We start from the raw sequence: 22,736 nt of genomic DNA, 5'->3' as shown, positions 1-22,736 counted from the left end.
TATGGATGAAAAAGCCGGAGCCTACGGGTAAACTGGATCAATTCGATCGTCGCATTCTGGAAGTCCTGAGTGAAGACGGTCGTATTGCGGTGACTGAACTGTCGAAAAAGGTCGGCCTTTCAAAGACGCCATGTCAGTCACGGCTGAAAAAACTGGTAGATGAAGGCTATATTCTGGGCTTTCGCGCGGCAATCGATCCCGAAAAGCTTGGCCTCGATCATATCGCATTTACGACCGTAAAACTGTCCGACACTAGAGAGGCAGCACTCACTGCCTTCAATGTCGCGGTTCGCAAACTGCGCGAGGTGGAGGAGTGCCACATGATCGCAAGCTCGTTCGACTATCTTTTGAAGGTGCGAACTCACGACATCCGCCGCTACCGCGAAGTGCTGGGCGAAAAGATTTCAAGTCTTCCCAATGTAGCCAGCACTTCGACTTTTGTTGTCATGGAATCGGTCAAGGACAACCGCCCGGTGCGGGTGTATCCCGGTGCCATCACATGAAAATGGCGGGCTTTTCCCGCCATTTACGATGTTCTTTTTAAAGATCAGTTGAGGCCTAGAACACCGCGCAGTGTCGAAAGGTCTTCGGCCAAAGTCGTCACCGGCCCTGCCAGCGCCTTACGGTCATCTTCCGTCAGCTTGTCGTAGGATTCATAGCCGTCACCCTTCTTGTACTTTGCAAGAATATCATTGACGGTCTTGAAATTCTCATCGACCTTTGCAATCAGGCCCGGCTTTTCTTTTTCGACCAGCGGTTTGAACAGCTCGACGATCTTCTGGGCACCATCGACATTGGCCTGGAAATCCCAGAGATCGGTGTGGCTGTAGCGGTCTTCCTCACCGGAAATCTTGGTTGCTGCCACTTCTTCAAGAAGGGCTGCCGCACCGCCCACAACCTTTTCCGGTGGAACCGTCAGATCCTTGATGCGCTTTTGCAGCTCAACCACATCCGCATAGAGTTTGTCGGCATATTGATCAAGGCCTTCGGTCGAGTTCTGCGCGAAAAGACCATATTCAAGACGGTGAAAGCCGGTGAAATCATCCGATTCTTCGCCATTTTCATGGTCATCGGCGCGGCTGTCGATAGCCGCATCGAGATCGGCGAAAAGCTCTGCCAGCGGCTCGATCTTTTCATAGGAAACACGCGAAGACGGATAAAGCTCTTTGGCCTTTTCCAGATCGCCAGCCTTGATGGCATCGGTGAAGGCCTTGGTATCCTTGACCAGGATATCAAGATTTTCCTGTACATAGATCTTATAGTCGGCGATCGGCTGGACGAGATCCAGCGGCGAAACCTCGGCACGTGCCGTACCGAAACTCAGGGAAAGTGCAACGGCACAGGCCGATGCAAGCAATGGCAGACGATAGTTCATGGTTAGCCTCTCCTTTGTGAACATTTTAGCCACGCGCATCCTGCGGCTTGCTTGCGGCAAGAAGCGCGCGCGCGTAATAATCCTTGTCGTCCGCAACTCCCGGCAGAGCGAAGAAATAGCCGCCACCAATGGGCTTGATATATTCCTCCAGCGGTTCGCCATCGAGGCGCTTCTGCACGGTGATGAACCCATTTTCGAGATCAGCCTGCCAGGCGATAAACAATAGCCCCATATCGAGCTGGCCGGACTTGGTGACGCCGTTGGAATAATTGAACGGGCGGCGCAGGATCAGGTGCTGCTCCTCCGTCGCATCCCGCGGATTGGCCAGACGGATGTGCGAATCCATCCGCGTGACCTTGCCGTCGCTATCCTCGGTATAATCAGGAACATCGGTCTCGGTATTGCCGTCGAAAGGCGCGCCGCTATCCTTGCGGCGTCCGAAAATCGTCTCCTGCTCCTGCAACGGCGTGCGATCCCAGCGCTCGACAAAATTGCGGATGATGCGCACAGCCATATAGCTGCCGTTGATCGCCCATTCGGGTTCACCATTGTGCGGCTGCACCCACAAGATGCGCTTCATCAGCGCGTCATCGCTGGAATCAGGATTGGCCGAACCATCGCGAAAGCCAAGGAAATTGCGTGCGCTTTCCTTGGCTTTTTCCGAATGCGGCGGCTGCACCGGTACGGTGCCTTCCTGTTTCCACCGCACCATCAGCAAATCGGGCATATTCTTCATGATGTCGCGCAGCGCGTGAATATTTGTGTCGGGCGTATTGGAACAGAACTGTATCGCCAGATCGCCATGGCAGAGTTCTTTCTGAAGCGCATCATTGGGAAACCGCACCATGCGCTGAAGCTGCTTGGGCTTATAAGCCTTTAATCCAAAACGATCATCAAACAGCGAAACGCCGAGCGCCACCGTCAAGGTCAGATTGTCGGGTGTCACCTTAGGGCCCAGAATACCGGAATCGGCTGGCGGAAATTTGGGATCAAGCTGCGGCGGCTCGCCGCCCTGCATCAGAAACGCTGTGCGTTCTGTCAAAAGCCTGAACATGCGTTCAAGCTCTGTGCGGTCACGCGCCAGCACATCAAAGGACGCAACAAGGCCCGCCGCCGGTCGTGGCGTCACGATGCCGGGCTGATATTGCCCATAAAAGGGTTGGCTTTCATGGAGTTTATCGCTTTGCGGCGCATCAGTCACGTTTTCGGGCGAAAGCGCATAGGCTTCGTGCTGCGCACTAGCAAATGCACCGGCAAGTCCTGTTGCCCCTGCCCCCAGCAGGAACGCGCGGCGCATCGGAGATGCGGGCCGCTGATCGTCAAAACGAGACTTGAGAAATTTACGAGGCATCAATCCACTCCCAGTTGATCGCGGAGTTTTGTGAATTGGGCAGCGAAGGACGAAACGCCGTCCGTGATCTTTGTCTTCTCCTCAGCCGAAAGGCTGTCATAGGATTTGGACCCAAACTGCGTTACGAGCGCCTGCAATGACGAAGCTTCGTCGTCGATGTTCTTGAAAGCATCGGGAATAACTTTGGTCACGACCGGGCGCAGTACGTCAGCCGTCTTGATCGATCCCTGCAACAATCCAACCAAGGCCTGCAAATCTGTGTGGGCATAGCGATCTTCGCCACTATCGCCCGCTGTTGCGGCAAAGCGGTTGAGCGCGGAGGCCGTGCCGCCGATCAGCCGATCGGGTGAAATGCGGAGGCTGCGGATGCGATCTTTGAGAGCACCCGCATCGCCCACGAGTTTTGCAGCAATCTTTTCAAGTCCGTCCATGCTTCTCGTTTCGAACAACGCATATTCGATACGATGCAGACCCCCGAAGCCTGCATCCTGCTCGCGCTTTTCAAAATAGTCGGCACGGGCATTGATCGCCGTATCGAGATCGGAGAAGGATTCGGTGACCGGCGCAATGCGCGCATAGGCTGCACGCGCCGGAGCGTAGGCCAACCGCGCCGCGTTGATATCACCGCTTGCAATTGCATCGGAAAGCGTTGCTGTTGCCTTCTGGAATTCAACCACCTCTGCACCAAGATAAATCTGGTATTCGGCAAGCGCGCCAAGGAAAGCCGTCAGCGGTAGCTTGCCTTTTTCGGCCTCACTTTCAGCCGTCGACGTGACGATGAGCTTGCCGCGCGGATTGGATAAAAGTCCGCAAGTAATCTGATATTCACCGGGGGAAAGCTTCGCGCCGAGCGTCTGGCGGAAACCGGGCGCGATGTTTTCGCGCTCCTCTAGCACCATCACGCCGTCGAGAATTTCCCACTCCACCGTGCGGTCGGACTTGTTGACGATTTCAAACACCGTGCGCCCGGCAGGGACCGTCAGTTCATTCGGCTCGCAACTTTTGGCGTTAATCACAACCTCGATACTGGCTTGCGCACCTGTGTGACGGGCTTTGTCCGAAAGCTGCGAGGCGTAATAGAATGCAGCCCCCGCGGATATCAGCAGAAGCACCGCCAGTACCAGCACAATGCGGATGAGATTGCGGGAAAAGGGAGCGGCTGATTTTGTCATGACGAACTCTTTGTCTGTGCCGCTTGTTGGGCGGACTGCGGCATCAGGAAAAACGCGAGTGCAGGAATAAGGAAAGCGAGATAAGCAATCACTTCGCTCCATGTCGGCGTTGCGATATAACCGAGCATGCCGGAGAGAACCGAGCCAAGCAGGCTATCAAGCGGAAGCCGGTCGCTCGCATCAAAAACCACGCCCTGAAGGTGGTTCCAGACACCTGCTTCATGCAGCGCCATCACGGAATTGGCCAGAATGCCGGCCGCGACGAACAGGATGAAAATACCTGTCCAGCGAAAGAAGCGGCGCAGATTGAGTTTAAGCCCACCCTTATAGACGCCATAGCCGACGAATGCAGCCAGTATGACGCCCGAAAGCGCGCCCAGCGGTGCAGCAGCACCCTCGCTCTGCTGAAAGGCTGCGAGCAGGAAGAATACCGATTCCAGCCCTTCCCGCGCGACGGCAAAGAACACCATCACAATAAGCCCAAACCCTTTATGGGTAGGCGTTTCAAAGGCGGCATCGATGGAATGATGCAACTCCGATTTTATGGAGCGGGCGACCTTACGCATCCAGAAAACCATGGAGGTGAGCACGCAAACGGCGATCAACCCGATAATTGCCTCAAACAATTCCTGGGCTTTTTGCGGAAATTCAGCGCTGACAAGCTGGAGAATGGCACCAACGGCCAGCGACATGGCGAGCGCCAGAAGAACGCCAATCCACACAACGGGCATCCAGGCGCTGCGTCCAGTCTGATGAAGATAGCTTGCGATAATTCCGACGATCAGCGCTGCTTCCACGCCTTCACGAAACATAATGAGAAACGGCACGAGCATTCACGAATTCCACGATAAAGGCGGCGGCTACCAGTCGAGAGAATACGGCGGGCAAGCCTTCGTCAATTAGTCATGTTTTAGCTGGCACCTCTATTTTCTGCAAGGCAAATCAACCGGCATTTCCCGGTTTCTTTTAGAAGTATTATAATAATATCAGACCTTTACAGTATAAATTAGTTGAGGGTGACAAGCCCTTTTAAAAGATTATGATTGGAATATAAGGCGTTAGCTTATGCGGCCTGAGGCGCTTCCGCATTTTGCCGGCCAGCTTAAAGCGCATTTCAATTCGATTGAATCGACATCTCAATTCTTTGACTACAAAGCCATTCATTCAACAATTTTCAGAAATTTCTGAAATTGTCAAAATTTTCACAGGACGGGGCTTGAAGATGCCTGACATTTGGTCCATATGACAGTCACTTGCCGTTGCGCCTCCTCCCATTGCGCCGGCAAGTGTTCCCCTCTGGAGGTTTGCCTTTATGGCACCTTCATAACTTGGCCGGACTTTTTAGTCCGGCTCTTTTTTTGCCTGAATTTCTGAGACTTATCGCTCAATAAAAAAGCGCCGCATGTCTGCGACGCTTTATTCTTAATTAATATGGCGATCAGCCGTAGGATGCGACCGGCGGGCAGGAGCAGATGAGATTTCTGTCGCCACCCACATTATCGACGCGACTGACCGGCGGCCAGTATTTAGCGGTCGGATCGCTATCCTTACCCGGGAATACCGCCTCCTCACGCGTGTAAGGATGCGTCCATTCGGTTGCAAGCGTATCGCCTGCCGTATGCGGCGCATTGGCAAGCGGATTGTCATCCGAAGGCCAGACGCCGTCCGCCACCTTCTTCGCTTCACCCGCAATAGCGATCATCGCATCGCAAAGACGGTCGATCTCCGATTTCGGCTCCGACTCGGTCGGTTCGATCATCAAGGTTCCCGCAACCGGCCATGACATGGTGGGCGCATGGAAACCGTAATCGATCAGCCGCTTGGCCACATCGTCCACGGTGATGCCTGCATTATCCTTCAACACGCGCGTATCGACGATGCATTCATGCGCCACACGGCCATGACCGCCGGTATAAAGGATTGGATAGGTGTCCTTCAGGCGATGCGCGATATAGTTGGCGTTGAGGATTGCCGCCTCGGTTGCCTTCTTCAGCCCTGCTCCGCCCATCATGCGGATATACATCCATGTGATGACCAGAATGGAGGCGCTGCCGAAGGGTGCAGCCGAAACGGCATGGGACGAGCCGATTTCCACGTGGCCGGGCAGATAAGGCACCAGATGCTTGGCAACACCGATCGGGCCGACGCCCGGGCCGCCGCCGCCATGCGGAATGCAGAACGTCTTATGCAGGTTCATATGGCAGACATCTGCACCTATATCGCAGGGCCGCGCAAGACCGACCAACGCATTGAGGTTGGCACCATCGAAATAGACCTGCCCGCCATTCTCATGCACGATTTCGCAAAAAGCCTTGATGCCTTCCTCGAACACGCCATAAGTGGACGGATAGGTGATCATGAAGGCGGCAAGATTATCGCGATGCTTTTCTGCCTTGGCTTTCAGATCATTGAGATCGATATCGCCATCCGGACGGCAATTGACCACCACGACACTCATGCCAGCCATCGAAGCGCTAGCCGGATTGGTGCCATGCGCCGAGGACGGGATCAGGCAGATATTGCGATGGCCTTCACCACGTGCCTGATGATAATGGCGAATGGCCAGAAGGCCTGCATATTCGCCTTGGCTACCGGCATTGGGTTGCAATGACACACCGGCGAAGCCGGTGACTTCGCATAGCCAGCTTTCTACATCAGCCGTCATCTTGGCATAGCCTTCGACCTGGGCGGCAGGCGCGAAAGGATGCAGATTGGCAACCGTATTCCAGCTCACCGGCATCATTTCCGCAGCGGCATTGAGCTTCATCGTGCAGGACCCAAGCGGGATCATCGCACGGTCGAGCGCCAGATCGCGGTCGGCCAGACGGCGTAGAAAGCGCATCATCTCGGTCTCGGAGCGATGTGCATGGAACACGTCTTGCGTGAGCAAACCTTCACCGCGTCCCTTGCCCGGTACGAGCGATGCACTGCCCTCACCTGCTGTTGCACCAAAAAGTGAGGCAAGCGCTTTAACATCTTCTTTTGTTGAGGTTTCGTCAAAGCTGATGCTTACCGTATCGGCATCAATAAGACGGATCAGGCGTCCACCCTTGTCAGCTTCAGCCGCAATTGTTTCCGCCTTGCCCGAAACCTTGACCGTCACCGTATCGAAAAGGCTTTCGCCCACAATCTCGACGTCGGCTGCTTTGAGGCTTGCTGCAAAACGCGCGGCAAGCGTTGCCACGCGGGTTGCAATCGCCTGCAAGCCGGACGGACCATGCCAGATGGCAAAGGCTGCGGCCATATTAGCGAGCAACGCCTGTGCGGTGCAGATATTGGAAGTCGCCTTGTCGCGGCGGATATGCTGCTCGCGCGTCTGCAATGCAAGACGATAGGCGGCACGGCCATGGGCATCAACCGACTGGCCAACGATTCGACCCGGAATGATGCGGGTGAGCGCATCTGAAACCGCAAGATAGGCCGCATGCGGACCGCCAAAGCCCATCGGCACGCCAAAGCGCTGCATGGAACCGACAGCCATGTCGGCACCCCAAGTCGCAGGCGCTTCAGAAATAGTCAGCGCCAGCGGATCGGCAACAGCGATAACCAGTGCACCCTTAGCTTTCGCTTCAGCGATGACGGCGTCGAAATCGCCATAGACACCGCGTGTATCGGGCCATGGCACGACGATGGCCGCCGTGTTGTCATCGACCGCGCTGCCGCTTTCGATCACCCAGCCAAGCGGCTCGGCGCGGGTGTTGATTACGTCAACGGTCTGCGGATGCAGATCACCTGCGAGCAGAATGCGCGAACGCTTGTCGCGATGATGACGACAGGCAACGCCAATGGCTTCGGCAACGGCCGTTGCTTCATCGAGCAACGACGCACAGGCAATCGGCAGGCCGGTCAGTTCCGCCACAAGTGTCTGGAAATGAAACAGCAGTTCCAGACGGCCCTGGCTGATTTCCGACTGGTAAGGCGTATAGGCTGTATACCATGCCGGATTTTCAAACAGATTGCGCTGAATGACGGGCGGCGTGTGCACACCATGATAGCCCGCACCGATAAAACTCTTTTTGACCTCATTACGACCCATGATCGCGTTAAGTTCAGCCAGAGCATCGGCCTCGCTGGCAGCGAGTGGAAGATCAAGCGGGCGATCAAGCCGTATCGATGCAGGAACCGCCTGAGTGATCAGGGTTTCCATGGACGGAAGGCCGAGGGCTGCAAGCATTGCGCGCTCGTCTTCCAGTCTCGGCCCGATATGGCGGGCCACAAAGGGAAGTTGCGTCATCTGATTATCCTACAAGCGCGTCGTAACCGGCTTTGTCCATGAGGCCCGAAAGCTGACCTTCATCAGAAAGCTTAAGCTTGAACAGCCAGCCGTCACTTTCGGATGCCTGATTGACGAGAGCGGGATCGGAAGCAACGGCGTCGTTGACTTCGACCACTTCGCCATCGACCGGCGCATAGACATCGGAAGCGGCCTTAACCGATTCCACCACCACAACGCCTTCGCCTTTTGTGACCTTGCGACCCACGTCCGGCAGATCGACGAAAACCAGATCGCCGAGTTGTTCCTGTGCGTGGACCGTGATGCCGACAGTGGCGACGCCACCTTCAACGGCAATCCATTCATGATCTTCGGTGAACAGGGTATTGGCCATGAAAATTATCCTTTGCGATAGCGATGCGGTGTAAATGGAAGTGTGTGGACGTCGACAGGCACCTTGTTGCCGCGAACATCCGCAAAAACACGTGTACCAGGGGTGGCGAGAGCGACCTCGACATAGCCCATGGCAACCGGGAAACCAGCGGACGGACCAAAGCCGCCCGATGTGACGGTACCGACCTGACGGCCATTTTCGTCAAAAAGATCAGCACCTGCGCGCACCGGCTGGCGACCTTCAGGTTTAAGACCGACGCGCTTGGCGCTTGCGCCTTTTTCAAGCGCCGAGAGTACGGCCTTCGCACCGGAAAAAGCGTCCTTTTCGCGCACAGGCTTTGCAATCGCCCACATAAGACCCGCCGAAACAGGATCGGTTTCCGGTGTAATATCCTGTCCGTGCAGGCAAAGGCCAGCCTCAAGGCGCAGGCTGTCGCGTGCGGCAAGGCCGATCCATTCGACACGCTCATCGGAAAGAAGTTTTGTTGCCAATTCACGCGCTTCATCAACAGGCAGACCGATCTCAAAACCGTCTTCGCCTGTATAGCCCGAACGGGTCATGAACCAGTTGGCCTTCGGCTCAAAGCCGGTCATGAAGGTGAGGTCGCCACCAGCAAGCCCGGCATCCGCAATCACACTTTCTGCTTTTGGGCCCTGTATTGCCAGAAACACCCGGTCGAGCGGATCGATTTTGACGTCTTTTCCTTCCGCCGCTTCCTGAAGATGCTCGATATCGGCATCGGCGTTTCCTGCATTGGCAACGACCATAAAACGTTCATCGCCAAGACGTGTAACGATCAGATCGTCGAGTACGCCGCCGCTCTCATTGAGAAAAAACGTATATTTGGAATGACCGATTTTCAAAATGCTTGGATCGAACGGACAGGTCTGCGCCAGAAGCTCGGCTGCTTCGGGGCCCGAAACCTCGATCAGCTTCATGTGGGAAATATCAAACAACCCTACATGCTCACGCGTATGAAGATGCTCCTTCATCACGCCCAACGGATAGGTAATTGGCATGTTCCAGCCAGCAAAGCCGCCGAAACGGGCCTTGGCTAGTTGATGCAGGTCCTGCAAAGGCAGGCTTTTAAGATTGGTGCTATCGCCCATAACAACTCCAGAGTCGCACGTATGCCTGCCGCGAAATGCGGCTGCTTCGTGCCCCTCTGTCTCAGGCCTGAGAGACTCGCATGGCGATGATCACGCCATACTTACACCTTCGGCGCGGGGTTTCCCCCGACTTTCCAGAGTTGCCTTCCCTGTCTGCGGTTCCTTGTACCTGAGAGATTTCGGGCGATTTCCCCTTCGGCGGCCTTTTGGCGCTCTCCCGCAGACAGACAACGTAAAAGCATTGATGCTCTAACGATCGACATAACGTCACTTAACGGAAAGCAGGCAAGGAGTCATCCCGAATTATTGCCTTCAACCGACAAATTAACGGGTTTTTGCGACAAAATATTCGGCTCAAAATTGGGCGATCCGTCTACCTTAAGGACGATTGTGATTTTAAAATGGCCGTACTGCGTAAAATACGTGCAATCGCCGAGCTTAATTGCACGGCAGCTATGCAAATCTGGCTCTGCAAGTTTTCAACGACAGGGCCTATATGTCGTTTGCAACACAGAGATTTGATTTTGGCTAGGTGAGAAAAATGAACCTGTTCCGCTCGTACAACAACTGGCGCCGCTACCGCAACACTGTCAACGAACTGAGCCGTTTGAGCTCGCGTGAACTGAATGACCTCGGCATCCTGCCTGCGGAAATTCCGTCCATCGCTCGTAAGGCAGCTGTTCGTTAAGACAGCCTATAAAGGCTTGAGCCTTCTTTTAAGGATCGCATTTTTCATGATGTGCGCTCCTTCAGTTTCAAAGTTATCGTCGGGCCGGTTCTCCTCCTCCCATTCCGCCTGACGATTAAAGATCGGATATCCTCCTCCCAAGTCCGGTCTTTCTTTCAAACACCCGTTGCTCCTCCCGCAACGGGTGTTTTTATTGGAGTTCGACCTGTTCAGGGCTTTGGTATCACAGCCAACAATGCCTTGAGCCGCAGCGCGCCAGCGGCGATATCCGCCTCACTTGGATTAATGCCTGCCCCAAGAAACCGCCGGGCAATCATGTGATCAGCAGGACGATTGATAGAATCGACCGCGACCAGCCTCTCGCCTGCGAAATGGAAAATCGAGAAGGCATTCTCGTCTGGATTGCCGGACATGATATGCCTGTCGGCGTCGAACGACAGTCCCGCAGTCTGGAGCTTCATGTCGCCCTGATCGGACCAGAACCACGCCACTTCTCGATACGGTGCCATACGCCCGACGATGCTGCGTGCTGCATGTTTGGCCTGATCGGTGGCATTTTGTACAGATTCCAGCCGCACACGACGTCCAGCGTGAAAATGATCGTAGCTGACGCAATCGCCGATGGCATAAACATGCTCTGCCGATGTGCGCATGTTTTCATCGACAACGATACCATTATCGACACTAAGGCCGGCGCTTGCTGCCAGTTCGGCATTTGGCAGTGCACCAGTTCCGACCACGACCAGATCAGCCGGATAAAGCGCACCATCCAGTGTCCTCACACCTGACACATGGCCGTTGCGGCCTTCGACCGAAGCCACGCCGATGCCGGTGAGCAGGTTTATGCCAGCCCCCCTTGAGCGGGTTTCGACATGCGCCGATATGGCAGCCGCCACAGAGCGAGCCAGAACACGCGGCGCTGCCTCTATCAAGGTTGTATTCTTGCCCAGCGCAATGGCGCTATGTGCCATTTCAAGGCCGATGAAACCACCGCCAATGATGACCACATCTTTTACGTCCGGCATGAGGGCTGCAATGCGGCGCGCCTCTTCCATGCGCCGCAGGGTAACGACGCCGTCAAGCTCGATGCCCGGCAAATCGGGAATACGCGCGTGCGCGCCTGTTGCAAAGACAAGCTGCGTCCAGTCAAAAACGCGGCCATCATCCAGCGTGAGCGTCCTATCGGCAAGCGATACAGCATCCACCCGGTGCCCGAACCACATTTCGATAGCGTTGTCGCGATAGGTGCTTTCGGGCCGCAGCACGAGACCACCATTTTGGGGCGCCTTGAGATAGGATTTGGAGAGCGGCGGCTTATGATAGGGAATATCCGGTTCGTCATTAATGAGGACGATTTCTCCGGCATAACCTTCCTGACGCAGACTGATTGCGGCTTGAGAACCAGCATGGCCCGCACCGATAATAACGCATTTGCCGTTCATCAAAACTCCGGATGTTGCATGCGTGGCATCCCGACCCATGGCCGGACATATTTGCCCTCACGGCATGCTTACAGCATCGGCCCGAAAATCGGAATCGATTTCTGGAAATCATGTAATAAGAAACCGGCATCTGCGTTGCAAATGCCGGTTCCAACATTCATATCGAGGGAGGTTTAGTGTGCAGTTTTCGCTTCGATCTGCTGTGCACCCTCGCCTCTGAGTTTGCCGACTTCAATCTTGCGCGGTTTCATCTGTTCGGGAATTTCACGCTTGAGATCGATATGCAGAAGGCCGTTCTTCAGGCTTGCGCCTGCGACCTCGACGAAATCGGCGAGCTGGAAACGACGCTCGAAAGCGCGCGACGCAATACCGCGATAAAGCACCTCGCCAGTCTCCGAGGCATCATCTTCTGCCTTCTGGCCCTTGACGGTCAGCTGGTTGCGATGCGCCTCGATATCGAGTTCGCTTTCGGAAAAACCGGCAACCGCCATGGTGATGCGATAGGTATCCTCAGCCGTACGCTCGATATTATAAGGCGGATAGGCCTGACTGCCCTCGGGCGAAGCCAGCGTATCAAGCATGGTAAAGAGGCGGTCAAAACCGACCGTGGAACGATAAAGTGGTGAAAAATCTACGTGACGCATATTTCAGCCCTCCTTTAGAGCGACATAATGCATTGGCGGCGAAAATTCCCGTTCTGGCGAATTTCTTGATGCCGGTGACCCCGTTTGGCGGCCACGAAATTCATTTGGTATTGGCGCTTTTGCTTTTCAAGAGTTTTTGCTGCACTTCTACACGCAGCAACTCACCCGGTAACAACTCCTGATCATCATCACGCACTTTTCAAGGAGCAGCAACTAGCCCTGAACGCAAAATGAACATCATCTTCGGGGAACGTTCATGGACGCGGGATTAACGTCCCTCCATACCTGTCCGCAGGACGGGCGTCATTGAGGATTATACTGATGAAAAAAGCAGCCCTTGCCTTTGCAGTTTTCGCCACCACCGTCGCCGGTTTTTCTATTCCTTCCTATGCTGCCAGCGCGGCTCCGCTCGTGGAAGTTCAGTATCATGGAGAGCGCCAGCGCCCGTCGCGTGATTATCGTCCTGACGATCGCCGTCCCGGCTGGGACCGCCCGGATCGTCGCTCCGATTGGGGCAAGCGCCAAGTGATCAGCCCGCGTGGTGTTAAACGTACGCTTGAGCGTCGCGGCTATGCGGTCGGCGACATCCGCCTGCAGCGCGGCAGCTATGCCGTACGCGCAACGCGGCCCAACGGACGCCGCGTCATTGTAAGCGTCGATGCCTATTCAGGGCGTATCATCAATGAACGTCGCGTCGCACGGCGCTAAACACCGCGCTTTCAAGAGACGGAACGGCTGGCGGTGACGTCCCTCACTTCAGCCGTTCCTTTGGCCGGAAGTTCGCTTGCGAACTTCCGGTTACTTTTTTTATACAACTTCGCGCATATATAAGGAGCACCTGTCCACCGATTCAAAAAGGGCTACCCAGCCGGATGCCGGAACTGCTTTTCGAAACCGTTGCAAATCCTATTCCGCCCGGAATAAAGTCGGGTTTTTTTACCCATGACAGGGAAAAGCCGGGGAATTTACAAAAGACACTGCGTTATGCCGCGTTGCGTCCACAGACCACGCCAGTACGAGGCACAGTAATCGTGCTGCAGGGGCGCAACGAATTCATCGAAAAATATTTCGAAACAATGTCGGATCTCGCGGCGAGAGGCTTTGCCGTGGCAACCTTCGATTGGCGGGGTCAGGGCGGATCGCATCGCCTTTTGCGTGACCGCCTACGAGGCTACATTCGTCGTTTCGACAATTATACGGATGATCTCGATCTTTTCCTTAAAGAAATCGTGCTGCCCGATTATCCTGCCCCCTATTACATTCTCGGGCATTCTTCCGGCGCTCTGGTCGCGCTGGCCTCAATGCACAAACTCACCTCACGCATCACCCGCATGGTTCTGTGCGCACCATTGATGGGACTACATAGCCCACGATTAAGCGACGACACATTGCGGCGCGCGGCTTCGGCATTGCGCTATATGGGGTTTGGCCGGCTATATGCGACCGGCGGGCGCAAGCTCCTTACGCGTCCTTTTGCGGGAAATCCCCTTACCAGCGATCCGTTACGTTTTGCACGGAATATGGAAATAGCCGGAGCCTATCCAGACCTGGCGCTCGGGGGTCCGACAGTGCGCTGGATTTGGGGTGCGTTGGAAGCCGCGCACCGCATCAACCAGCCGCAATTTACCGAGCAAGGGCTGGCCGTTCCTTCCCTCATCATTGCGGCGGGCGGTGATAGCGTCGTTTCAACGCCAACACTTGAGCGGTTTGCTTTACGCACCCGCAATGTGTCCCTGACCACGATTGACGGCGCGCGCCACGAATTGTTGCAGGAAGCCGATTTCTACCGTGCACAATTATGGGCAGCTTTCGATGCCTTCATTCCCGGATCGTCCGATGTCGAAATCCTACCGGGAATGCTTGAGCCAGCCATCTCCGGCTGCTGACCGGATCTGCTCAGCTATTGAGCAGATCCAACGCCGCCGCATGCAGGTCCCGCGAGGCTGCTGCAACGATGTCGCCGCCTGCTTCAGCGGGGCCGCCGTCGCGGCGTGTGATAACGCCCCCTGCCTGCTCGATTAGCGGGATCAGAGCCACAATATCGTAGGGTTGCAATCCCGCCTCCACGACAATATCGGCGAAACCGCCAGCCAGCATCGAGAAGGCATAGCAGTCGACACCATATCGCGACAGTCGAACCGCGTTTTCCAGCCGGTCAAAATTCCTGCGATCCTCACCGCGAAACATCGCCGGTGTCGTGGTGAAAAGCGTCGCATCGGAAAGGCTAGCACCCTTGCGCACCGAAAGACGTCGGGACTCATCACCACGCACCAGATAGCTTGCCTCGCCGTCGCTATAGAACAACTCGCCGGTGAAAGGCTGCGACATCATTCCGGCACAGGCATCACCATCTACCATCAGTCCGACAAGTGTGCCCCATACCGGCAGGCCAGAAATGAATGCGCGCGTGCCATCAATCGGATCGATCACCCAGACGTTCCTACGGTCAATGTTTTCCGCGCCATATTCCTCTCCCAGAATGCCATGGTCTGGAAATTCTTCATTGATCAAAGTACGAATCGCACGCTCTGCTGCTCGGTCGGCTTCCGTTACCGGATCGAATCCCACGCTGTATTTGTTGTCGATTTCCGTCAGTTGACGAAATCGCGGCAATGTCTGTGCGGCTGCCACATCCGCCAATTTGGAAAAAAATGCCTTGTCGATCAGCAATCCCGTTCTCCTGTTTCTATGACATGTCCTTTCTTTATGCACGACATGCCAATATAGCCTATATAATGAGCAAATTATAATTCGCCCAAAAAATATGCGCCTTTTCTTGACCGCACACATTTTTGCGGTTACTTTAAATCCTGACAGATCGTTCTGTCAGTGCCTTTAGGGGCATTTCCTCCCTAGTCTTTGGCCGCGCCCAGATCATTCTGGCGCGGCTCTTTTTATCCGATGCGGCTGTGAGATTGATCGCCTTTAGCAAGCCCTACTCAGCGGCAAGCGGCGGCACGATAAAAAGATCGTCGGGCAGCGAGGTGAGATCCCCCAGAAACTGGTAAAGGTCCGCGCAAAGCGCCGCAAAGCCCGGCAATTTTTCAAGGCTCTGCTCATTAATATAAAGGCTGCGGTTTATTTCGATCTGCAAGGCGTGGCAGGCAGCGGCCGGGCGCCCGTAATGCTCGGTGATGAAACCACCCGCGTAGGGCTTGTTGTGCGCGACCGAATAGCCGAGTTCGCGCAAGAGCCCGATGGCCGCCTGCGTAAGCCTTTCATTACAGGAACGCCCGAACCGGTCCCCGATGATGAAATCCGGCCGTGCACCGACTTCTCCGGGTCGGATTCCGCCGGGCATCGAATGGCAATCGATCAGAACCGCATAACCGAACTGTCGGCGGGTCGATTGCAGCAATGTTTCCAGCTTCTTGTGATAGGGCTTGTAAAGCTCTTCTATGCGATAGAAGGCTTCTTCGAGCGCGATCCGCCCCGGGTAGATCATCTGCCCTTCGCCCACAAGGCGTGGCACCGTGCCAAGCCCGCCCGCAACGCGCGCCGACTGACTATTGACGAATGGCGGCAACGTTTCGTCAAACATACGTGGATCGAGCTCATAAGGCTCGCGATTCACATCGAGAAACGCGCGGGGAAAATGCGCCTTGAGCAAAGGTGCGCCAAGCCGAACCACCGATGCGAATAGTTCGTCGGTATAGCAATCTTCCGAATAGCGGATCGCATGGCTGTCGAGACGCGACGCTTCGAGAAAGGTGGCTGGATAATTACGCCCGCTATGGGGTGAATTGAAAACGAACGGAATACGCTGTTGCGCCGGGGCGTTAACCGCAAAAGGCGCTACCAGACTAAAATCACGCTCTAAACTCATTTCCTGATCCGTCTTCTGCCAAAATACCGGAAACTGCAGACAGAACGCAGCGCCGGATGTATCAAACTAGTTCTCTACAGCATCGGGCTAAAAATCGGAATCGATTTTTAGCCCGATGCTGTAGGTGCAATATGTTGCGACGTGACCTTTGAGCGCTAGAAAGGATGTAATGCGCGCGCTAAGCGCGCGGATGGAACACAAGACAACCCAGCATAGCTTTTGAAAAAAGCCACACATGACAACTTATTGCCAAATACGCGCCATAACCATTAACATTCGTATGAACATTCATTTCATATTTACCAAAGCAGCGTTTTCTAGTGGAGAGATTGAATCGTTCGAGCGGCGTGGAAGCTGGGACGAACAATGAAAAATTCGGACGGAACCATGAAAAGAATTCTTCTTGCTGAAGACGATAATGATATGCGGCGCTTTCTCGTCAAGGCGTTGGAAAAAGCTGGTTATCATGTGACCAACTTCGATAATGGCGCCAGCGCCTATGAACGATTGCAGGAAGAGCCGTTTTCGCTGCTGTTGACCGACATCGTGATGCCGGAAATGGACGGTATAGAACTTGCGCGCCGTGCAAGCGAAATCGATCCCGACCTGAAGATCATGTTCATCACAGGTTTTGCAGCAGTGGCACTCAATCCCGATTCGGATGCCCCACGGGATGCCAAGGTGCTTTCCAAGCCATTTCACCTGCGTGATCTGGTGAATGAAATCGAAAAAATGCTGATCGCCGCTTAAGGCGCTCATGATTTGCGATCTTTTTTCACTCGATTGAGAAAAAGAGCGAAAAACTCGCCGAAAGGCATTGACGGGCGCGGCACGATATGGTGTATCGCGCTCCATCGAATGGGCGTATAGCTCAGCGGGAGAGCACTACATTGACATTGTAGGGGTCACAGGTTCAATCCCTGTTACGCCCACCATTCGAACCCCCTTAAAAATTGAAATTAACTACTTAAAATCAATATATTAGGGCAATTTTTCTTTTTGAAGCCCCCCTCACCTAACAGCCCAAAACACCCATTGATTTTATTGTAGAATCCCACTTCTGCCCCTCACCCTTTTGTTGCCAATCATCGCGCCTCATCATCATTCAGAATCACTATTGACTCTTTTTAATGATGAGACATTTTAGCAACATATCCCCATTTAGCGGAATGTGTTCCTGAGCGCGCATGCTCTTGGTGCTGTTCCATCGCCCTGAGTTTGGAGCGTGTTGTGCGTCAGCGCAGCAACGGTATTCGATATGCCGACTATGCTGTCCTGAATCCGGTCCGATCTTGTCAGTGCACGATATTAGAATTTGAGGAATGAAAGCCGGGTGAGCTTAGTCGAAAACTCCGACGACTTAATTATAATAAACGGGCGTGGGACGTGCCCCTTCCCACGCAGTATCCTGAGCCAATTATGATCAATCGTTAATGGCCCGCTTGCTTCAAGCGGTTGTCAAATCACCACTTCACCCTGAAACCTGCCTGTCCCTTGACGGAATAGCTGTCGCCAAAGTTGTTAAGGCTGGTATTGACGACACCTTCGCCATAGATCGAGTACTTGTCGTCGTTCCAGTTATAGGAACCGCCAATGCCAAGCCCGCCCCAGAGACGATCCTGCTCACTGGCAAAGCTTACGCCCGCAACATCCACCTTCGTCCCTTTGAGGAGCTCGTAATAGAGATTGGCAATGCCATAGACATGCGCACGATCAAGCTGGCCATTGGCATTTTGCCATGAACTTTCATGATCTAGCGTCAAACCAAGACGACCTTGCAGGCTGTCACCGCGATCGATGCTCACCCTTGAACCGAAAGTGTCTGTGAAGGCATCGAAATCGATGCTGGAATAGACAAGCTGTGCCTGCGGTGTGAGCGACCAGAGCGGATCAATCGCAATGCGCTTGCCGCCTTCGAGCGACATTGCATAGCCAAAGCCGTCATTGCCATCGACAAGTGTTGCATTGGCAAGCGTCGAACTCAGATCACTTCTGTACCATGTCGCCTGTGCCTGACCGTCGAGATAGAAGCCATTTTCGCCATACCATGTCAGCGTGCCGCCAAAGCCGTAGCCATCGGTGGAGATTTCACCATCGCCATGGACGGATCTGGTCTTGGTCTTGCCATGGGCGTAATGAACCGTGACGCCACCGATCAGCTTGCCGCTTTCCGTCTCTGCCAGCATGCTATCAAGACCGGCCTGCAGCTTCAGGATATTCTGGTCATAATCGGTGGAGGAGGTGGTGAAGCGCGGCTTGATACTATTATGTGCGCCTTCAATACGGCCCCACACGCCATTGCCGTCAATGGCAACGCCTGCTTCCTCGGGCGCTGCATAGGGGGTGCCGACCGGGTCAGACCCTTGCGCAACCACGCGATTGCCATAGCCCGCCCAGAGACGGTTGCCAACACGCTGTTGCAGCGTGGAAACACCGTTCAGGCCAAGCAAAGACTGCGCATAGCTTTCATACGTCGGAACACCTGCCTGATAAAGCGGCTTGGAAGGAGGGGAAACCGGATCGACCGGTTCTGCTGGGTCTATCGGATCTGTTGGATTTACGGGATCTGTTGGGTCTATGGGATCGACCGTCTGAACCTCGGAACGCAGATACCAATCGCCGTCGTCCGATGAACTCGCGCTGCCCTGACGCAGCTTGTAAGCGTGAGCGCCTGCGACTACGGCATTTTCACCGTTATGAATATAATCACTTAAAAGACTGAAGTTTCCTTCCGAATTGCCGCCGACCTCAATGATCCGGATGCCTTCGGTCGTAGCCATTCCGGTGCCGCCGACATTTTTGACAACGACATTCGTTTCACCCGAGGTATTGCCGGTAACAACGAGTCTGTCGGTGAGGGAGTTATCATTACCAAGCACAGCTTCGACTTCTAGAAAACCACCCCGCCCTATATAGTCGCCATTAATCGTCAGCGTACCAATTGAATTGCCGGGGGCAATAACGCCATGATTGTGCACCGAACCAACACTTCCAATACCTTGCAGTCGACCATTTTCCTCGACCGTAATAGCACCACCAAGCGCCCCATCTATACGCATCGTGCCACCAAAAACATGCGTCGTTCCAGTAAACGCAGCATTGTCAGGTGAGGAAAATCGTGTCAGGCCAGAATAATGCTCAATAGCTCCAGCCCCGTCGAGCTGTTGCGTAAACTCATAGGCACCGCTTTGCGTATCTGCTGTATGATTGAAAACCAGCCGACCATCCCCTGTACCAAAATGGATTGCAGCGACCTCCAAAAAGCCGGCCTGGGCAGCGGCTGCATCCGCCGTACCACCGATATTCAGAATGCCTAAGGTATTATCTCCTTGAGCTATATATATTTCTCCGCCGCTGATGAGCCTGCTGTTGTCACGTACCGTCACAACTCCACGCCCAAGATTATAACCAATTACAGTATCGCCAGCAGCTTTAACTATACTATTGCCGCTTATGTTTAAATCGCCGACACCGATACCAACCAAAAGATGGTTTCCAATATCAAGCAGCCCTTTATTTTCCACACGGGCATTCACCCTGCCAAATTCCGCAATCAAACCATTCCCTGTGGTTGTCACTTGTGAATTTTCACCAGTAATCAACAAATCGGTCATCGTTCCGGCATTGCTGCCCAGTTGCAAAAGGCCACGTGTATCAGGATTTGTTGGATCGCCTTTGATATCTATCAATCCGCCATCACTGACTTCTATCGTAACATTTCCCGTTCGGCCCACTGCAGATAAATCACGGCTGTTAATGACCAGCTTAGAGCCTGAGCCGTTGACAATCAGATCACCCGCGCCCGTCAAATTTCCCAGTGAAACGTTCGACGTTTCTAAAGTCGCCCCTGCCCTGATCTCAACGCGACCATGACCATTTGCGCGATTGCCAATATTGAGATGCGAGCTTATACCCGTTATCGACAACTTGGCATCTGCCCCTGAGACAGTTATCTCACCATATCCAGTACTGCCAACAGTGACGCTTCCAACACTTGTTAGTGTGGAATCGGCAATCGTAAGCTTTCCTGAGCCTAGGCTACCGACATTAACGCCTTGCAATTGGAAAGCCGAGTTTCCCTTAAGCTCCAACGCACCGCTTGTCGCGGCATCGGTGGCTATATTCAGTGTACGACCTGTAAAAGAAACGCCCGTCGCAACAGATGGATTATGTTCCAAGCTATTGATCGTGACCACACTATTGGCACCATTTTGCGGCAGAGAACTACCGTTCCAATTTGTCACCTGGTTCCAGTCACTAGACTGTAAGCCGTTCCATACCGCCGTTTGAGCGACTGCTGACGCCGAGCCAAGAAGTATAACAGTAGGAACTAGAAGTACCCCTCCACCGGAAAAAATCGTACGCTTAGCTAAATTGCTCGGAATTGTGGCTTTGAACTTCCCCATGGCGAACTCCCCCATACTTTATTAGAACGGCTTAAATTACGCCATTTTTATAAATAAATTTGAGAATATCAAAGTTTAAATTCTGATTTGTTGCCAAATTCGACTTTAACTCCGAAATTGTCGCTGATAACTGACCTGTTAACGATGCTAACAATGGCGTTGTTTCATGAATTCATGAAAAATGGGCTACAAGCGAATTCATGAAAATCTTGCTAAAATCTTGTTGCCTAAATCGTGGAATAACGTGGTTTGTTTACAATAAAGTTGCGGACGCCTGACCTATATCCACAAGGTAACCATCTGCGAGAAGGTCGGCCGCTCGCAATTGTATCTAGATGAGATTGAGGCCAAGGCCCGCTGCAACGCGCGTGGCTGTAAAGGACACATGCGCATGGCTATGGTGCGCCTAAAAGAACTCAGCGGCTTTGTCGGGGGATTGGCATAGGCCCAAACCGGAGCTGCAAAAAACAAAAAACCCGCCACGTTGATGACGGGCGGGCTTGAATAAAATCAATCAGGGTGGAGCGGTCGACTTTCGTCGCTCGTAATCTTCACGCGCTTGCATGGTGGCGGTGAGCGCAGCAACCGCATTTGATATGCCGACCATGCTATCCTGCATACGATCCAGCCTTGTCAGAGCGTCATTCTGGAATTTGGCCGCAGTGGCATCTGCCGTGGCCTGCTTTGTCTCGACAACAGTGAGCCGGTCATTGACCTTGGCAGACTGATCAATCGCCGTGGTGGCTGTTTTTTCAATCCGATCTATTCTTGACACCTGAAATGCAATGGCATTCTGGCTTGCCATTTCCTGTTTTTCAAATCGGCTATCCAGCCAGCTAAGGCCGAAGTACACAACAAAACTCGCCAACGGCAATGCCAGCGCCATCGATAGTCGAGCTACAGCCCGGAGGATGACACTATCAGCGATTTTTTGAATGCGTTCTCCCGTCATTGTACTATCCTCCATCAATGCCAACAGCCCCGTTTCTTTCCGTTCTCGTCATTCCCCTCAACCCGCTCAGCCCCTGCTCTGTCCGCTTTGGTCAAGACAACAAGACCGTCAGGTGTCAGGCTATTCGCTCGAAAGCCCGCGCAGCTCGTCGCACCTGTCGACTGGCAAGCCGCGACGGCGAAGGGCAAGAGTGCAAAAATCATAATCCGATAGGCCGCGTAGTTTCGCATCGTCCTTCGCCCTTTCGCGTTCTGCCTTGATGTCTTCTTGAAGTTGTTCAGACGCGGCGCGCTGATAGCCGTTTTGCTTGCCGAGCTGGTAAGCCCCGGCAGATATGAGAACCGCCGCCAGAACGGCAGCAAGCGAGAGTTTCAGCCAGTTGGGAATAAGCCCGAGAAAACCCATCATAGCGCATCAACCAGCTTTTCAAGCTTGGCCCTCGCCTGCGGCATGGTGAAGATCGCATAGAAGGTCAGCGCCAGCAGGAACACGACAAGCACCATCTGCACCCGCCAGTCGACAAACGGAATTGCAGCCCCTGCACTACCACTGCTCATCCACGTCCAGAAGCGGGAGGATTTCGAGATTGGCTTTTCCTCGACCGGTGCCGGAATGACTTCTGCGGCTGGAGCCGTCACAACCTGTTCGACGCCATAGCCTTCGGCCAGCAATGTCTTGTCATAATCCTTTGCATAGCCTGCAATCAGATCCGCACGGTCGGTTCCGTTGACGATCCGGCGAGCGCCTTTGAAATCCGACTTTTGCAAGGTGATGTAATCGGAAAGCTTCTTGCCGGTGAACCAGCCTTCGATCATGCCGACAATCAGGATGGGTGCTGCATATTCGGCTTTAAGCAACAGTTCCGGCTTTTTGACGAAATCGACACCAAGCGCCTTGCCTGCCTTCACATAGTTCTCGCGCCAGGTGATCTGCACATAGCCCCGACCGAAGAATGGATAATACTTTTTCGAGCGCAGATATTTATCGCCGCCCTTCTCAATGATCGGCTTCATCGTGTGCGCCGTCTCGTGATAGGCCGTTGCCAGCACATACGCCATTTGATTGCGCAATAGCCCGTGCTCTCGACCCGCCTCAATCAAGAGGCGGGTATCGCCAAGATGCATATTCATGGTGGGAGTTCCTTTTAGGTAAAAGAAAACCGCC

Annotated in this window: 20 protein-coding genes, 1 tRNA gene and 1 riboswitch; of the genes, 6 read left to right on the top strand and 15 right to left on the bottom strand. The window is 54.0% G+C overall.

From position 1 onward, the window contains the following. Positions 1-5: 5 nt before the first annotated feature. Positions 6-503, top strand: a complete 498-nt coding sequence (locus tag AAIB41_RS14055; protein ID WP_343315901.1) for an Lrp/AsnC ligand binding domain-containing protein — start codon at positions 6-8, stop codon at positions 501-503. A 44-nt stretch (positions 504-547) separates the two neighbouring features. Here AAIB41_RS14055 and efeO (AAIB41_RS14050) read toward each other — a convergent pair whose 3' ends face one another. The 7 genes from efeO (AAIB41_RS14050) to gcvT form a co-directional block, all read right to left on the bottom strand. Next, on the bottom strand, positions 548-1,375 hold the full coding sequence (gene efeO, locus AAIB41_RS14050) for an iron uptake system protein EfeO (RefSeq protein ID WP_343315900.1): 828 nt from the start codon (positions 1,373-1,375) through the stop codon (positions 548-550). A 25-nt stretch (positions 1,376-1,400) separates the two neighbouring features. Beyond that, positions 1,401-2,726 (bottom strand): iron uptake transporter deferrochelatase/peroxidase subunit, encoded by a 1,326-nt coding sequence (efeB, locus tag AAIB41_RS14045; protein WP_343315899.1) that lies wholly within the window; start codon positions 2,724-2,726, stop codon positions 1,401-1,403. Further along, complete coding sequence (efeO, locus tag AAIB41_RS14040; protein WP_343315898.1) at positions 2,726-3,898, bottom strand: iron uptake system protein EfeO; 1,173 nt, start codon at positions 3,896-3,898, stop codon at positions 2,726-2,728. The genes efeB and efeO (AAIB41_RS14040) overlap by 1 nt, the downstream gene beginning before the upstream one ends. Continuing rightward, entirely contained in the window at positions 3,895-4,731 is an 837-nt protein-coding gene (gene efeU / locus AAIB41_RS14035) for an iron uptake transporter permease EfeU (RefSeq protein WP_343315897.1), read from the bottom strand. Before efeU ends, efeO (AAIB41_RS14040) begins: the two co-directional genes overlap by 4 nt. Before the next feature lie 605 nt (positions 4,732-5,336). Continuing rightward, positions 5,337-8,132, bottom strand: coding sequence for an aminomethyl-transferring glycine dehydrogenase (gene gcvP / locus AAIB41_RS14030; RefSeq protein WP_343315896.1), 2,796 nt, complete (start codon positions 8,130-8,132; stop codon positions 5,337-5,339). Between the two features lie 4 nt (positions 8,133-8,136). Next, positions 8,137-8,505 carry a glycine cleavage system protein GcvH gene (gene gcvH, locus AAIB41_RS14025; RefSeq protein ID WP_343315895.1) on the bottom strand — a complete coding sequence of 123 codons (369 nt, stop codon included), beginning with the start codon at positions 8,503-8,505 and terminating at the stop codon, positions 8,137-8,139. 5 nt (positions 8,506-8,510) lie between these two features. Beyond that, positions 8,511-9,614 (bottom strand): glycine cleavage system aminomethyltransferase GcvT, encoded by a 1,104-nt coding sequence (gcvT, locus tag AAIB41_RS14020; RefSeq protein WP_343315894.1) that lies wholly within the window; start codon positions 9,612-9,614, stop codon positions 8,511-8,513. Between the two features lie 146 nt (positions 9,615-9,760). Then, positions 9,761-9,844: riboswitch (glycine riboswitch) on the bottom strand. A 311-nt stretch (positions 9,845-10,155) separates the two neighbouring features. On the opposite strand from gcvT, the gene AAIB41_RS14015 reads away from it, so the two are divergent. Then, positions 10,156-10,302: a DUF1127 domain-containing protein gene (locus tag AAIB41_RS14015; RefSeq protein WP_343315893.1), complete on the top strand. Its 147-nt coding sequence runs from the start codon at positions 10,156-10,158 to the stop codon at positions 10,300-10,302. Between the two features lie 209 nt (positions 10,303-10,511). Here the strand turns inward: AAIB41_RS14015 and AAIB41_RS14010 are convergent, their stop codons facing one another. Then, positions 10,512-11,744, bottom strand: coding sequence for an FAD/NAD(P)-binding oxidoreductase (locus AAIB41_RS14010; protein ID WP_343315892.1), 1,233 nt, complete (start codon positions 11,742-11,744; stop codon positions 10,512-10,514). A gap of 173 nt (positions 11,745-11,917) precedes the next feature. Then, positions 11,918-12,388, bottom strand: coding sequence for an Hsp20 family protein (locus AAIB41_RS14005; protein WP_343315891.1), 471 nt, complete (start codon positions 12,386-12,388; stop codon positions 11,918-11,920). 321 nt (positions 12,389-12,709) lie between these two features. Here AAIB41_RS14005 and AAIB41_RS14000 point away from each other — a divergent pair, with 321 nt between their 5' ends. Then, positions 12,710-13,096: an antifreeze protein gene (locus AAIB41_RS14000; RefSeq protein ID WP_343315890.1), complete on the top strand. Its 387-nt coding sequence runs from the start codon at positions 12,710-12,712 to the stop codon at positions 13,094-13,096. A gap of 164 nt (positions 13,097-13,260) precedes the next feature. After that, positions 13,261-14,274 carry an alpha/beta hydrolase gene (locus AAIB41_RS13995; protein WP_343315889.1) on the top strand — a complete coding sequence of 338 codons (1,014 nt, stop codon included), beginning with the start codon at positions 13,261-13,263 and terminating at the stop codon, positions 14,272-14,274. Between the two features lie 10 nt (positions 14,275-14,284). Here AAIB41_RS13995 and hisN read toward each other — a convergent pair whose 3' ends face one another. Next, a complete protein-coding gene (hisN, locus tag AAIB41_RS13990) occupies positions 14,285-15,058 on the bottom strand; it encodes a histidinol-phosphatase (RefSeq protein WP_343315888.1) in 774 nt (257 codons plus the stop codon). A 265-nt stretch (positions 15,059-15,323) separates the two neighbouring features. Continuing rightward, complete coding sequence (locus AAIB41_RS13985) at positions 15,324-16,214, bottom strand: N-formylglutamate amidohydrolase (protein ID WP_343315887.1); 891 nt, start codon at positions 16,212-16,214, stop codon at positions 15,324-15,326. 387 nt (positions 16,215-16,601) lie between these two features. On the opposite strand from AAIB41_RS13985, the gene AAIB41_RS13980 reads away from it, so the two are divergent. Then, positions 16,602-16,964 (top strand): response regulator, encoded by a 363-nt coding sequence (locus AAIB41_RS13980; RefSeq protein WP_343315886.1) that lies wholly within the window; start codon positions 16,602-16,604, stop codon positions 16,962-16,964. 110 nt (positions 16,965-17,074) lie between these two features. Continuing rightward, positions 17,075-17,149, top strand: a tRNA-Val gene (locus AAIB41_RS13975). 528 nt (positions 17,150-17,677) lie between these two features. On the opposite strand, the gene AAIB41_RS13970 is transcribed toward AAIB41_RS13975, so the two are convergent. The 4 genes from AAIB41_RS13970 to AAIB41_RS13955 form a co-directional block, all read right to left on the bottom strand. After that, on the bottom strand, positions 17,678-20,458 hold the full coding sequence (locus AAIB41_RS13970; RefSeq protein WP_343315885.1) for an autotransporter outer membrane beta-barrel domain-containing protein: 2,781 nt from the start codon (positions 20,456-20,458) through the stop codon (positions 17,678-17,680). Between the two features lie 676 nt (positions 20,459-21,134). Continuing rightward, positions 21,135-21,572, bottom strand: a complete 438-nt coding sequence (locus AAIB41_RS13965; RefSeq protein ID WP_343315884.1) for a hypothetical protein — start codon at positions 21,570-21,572, stop codon at positions 21,135-21,137. A gap of 120 nt (positions 21,573-21,692) precedes the next feature. Further along, positions 21,693-21,980: a hypothetical protein gene (locus AAIB41_RS13960; protein ID WP_343315883.1), complete on the bottom strand. Its 288-nt coding sequence runs from the start codon at positions 21,978-21,980 to the stop codon at positions 21,693-21,695. Then, complete coding sequence (locus AAIB41_RS13955) at positions 21,977-22,702, bottom strand: glycoside hydrolase family 19 protein (protein WP_343315882.1); 726 nt, start codon at positions 22,700-22,702, stop codon at positions 21,977-21,979. Before AAIB41_RS13955 ends, AAIB41_RS13960 begins: the two co-directional genes overlap by 4 nt. Between the last annotated feature and the right edge of the window lie 34 nt (positions 22,703-22,736).

The sequence above is a fragment of the Brucella sp. BE17 genome (assembly GCF_039545455.1).
In the GTDB taxonomy this organism is placed as follows: domain Bacteria; phylum Pseudomonadota; class Alphaproteobacteria; order Rhizobiales; family Rhizobiaceae; genus Brucella.
Note: the sequence above shows the minus strand (reverse complement) of the source record. Positions and strands in the feature narration are given on the sequence as shown.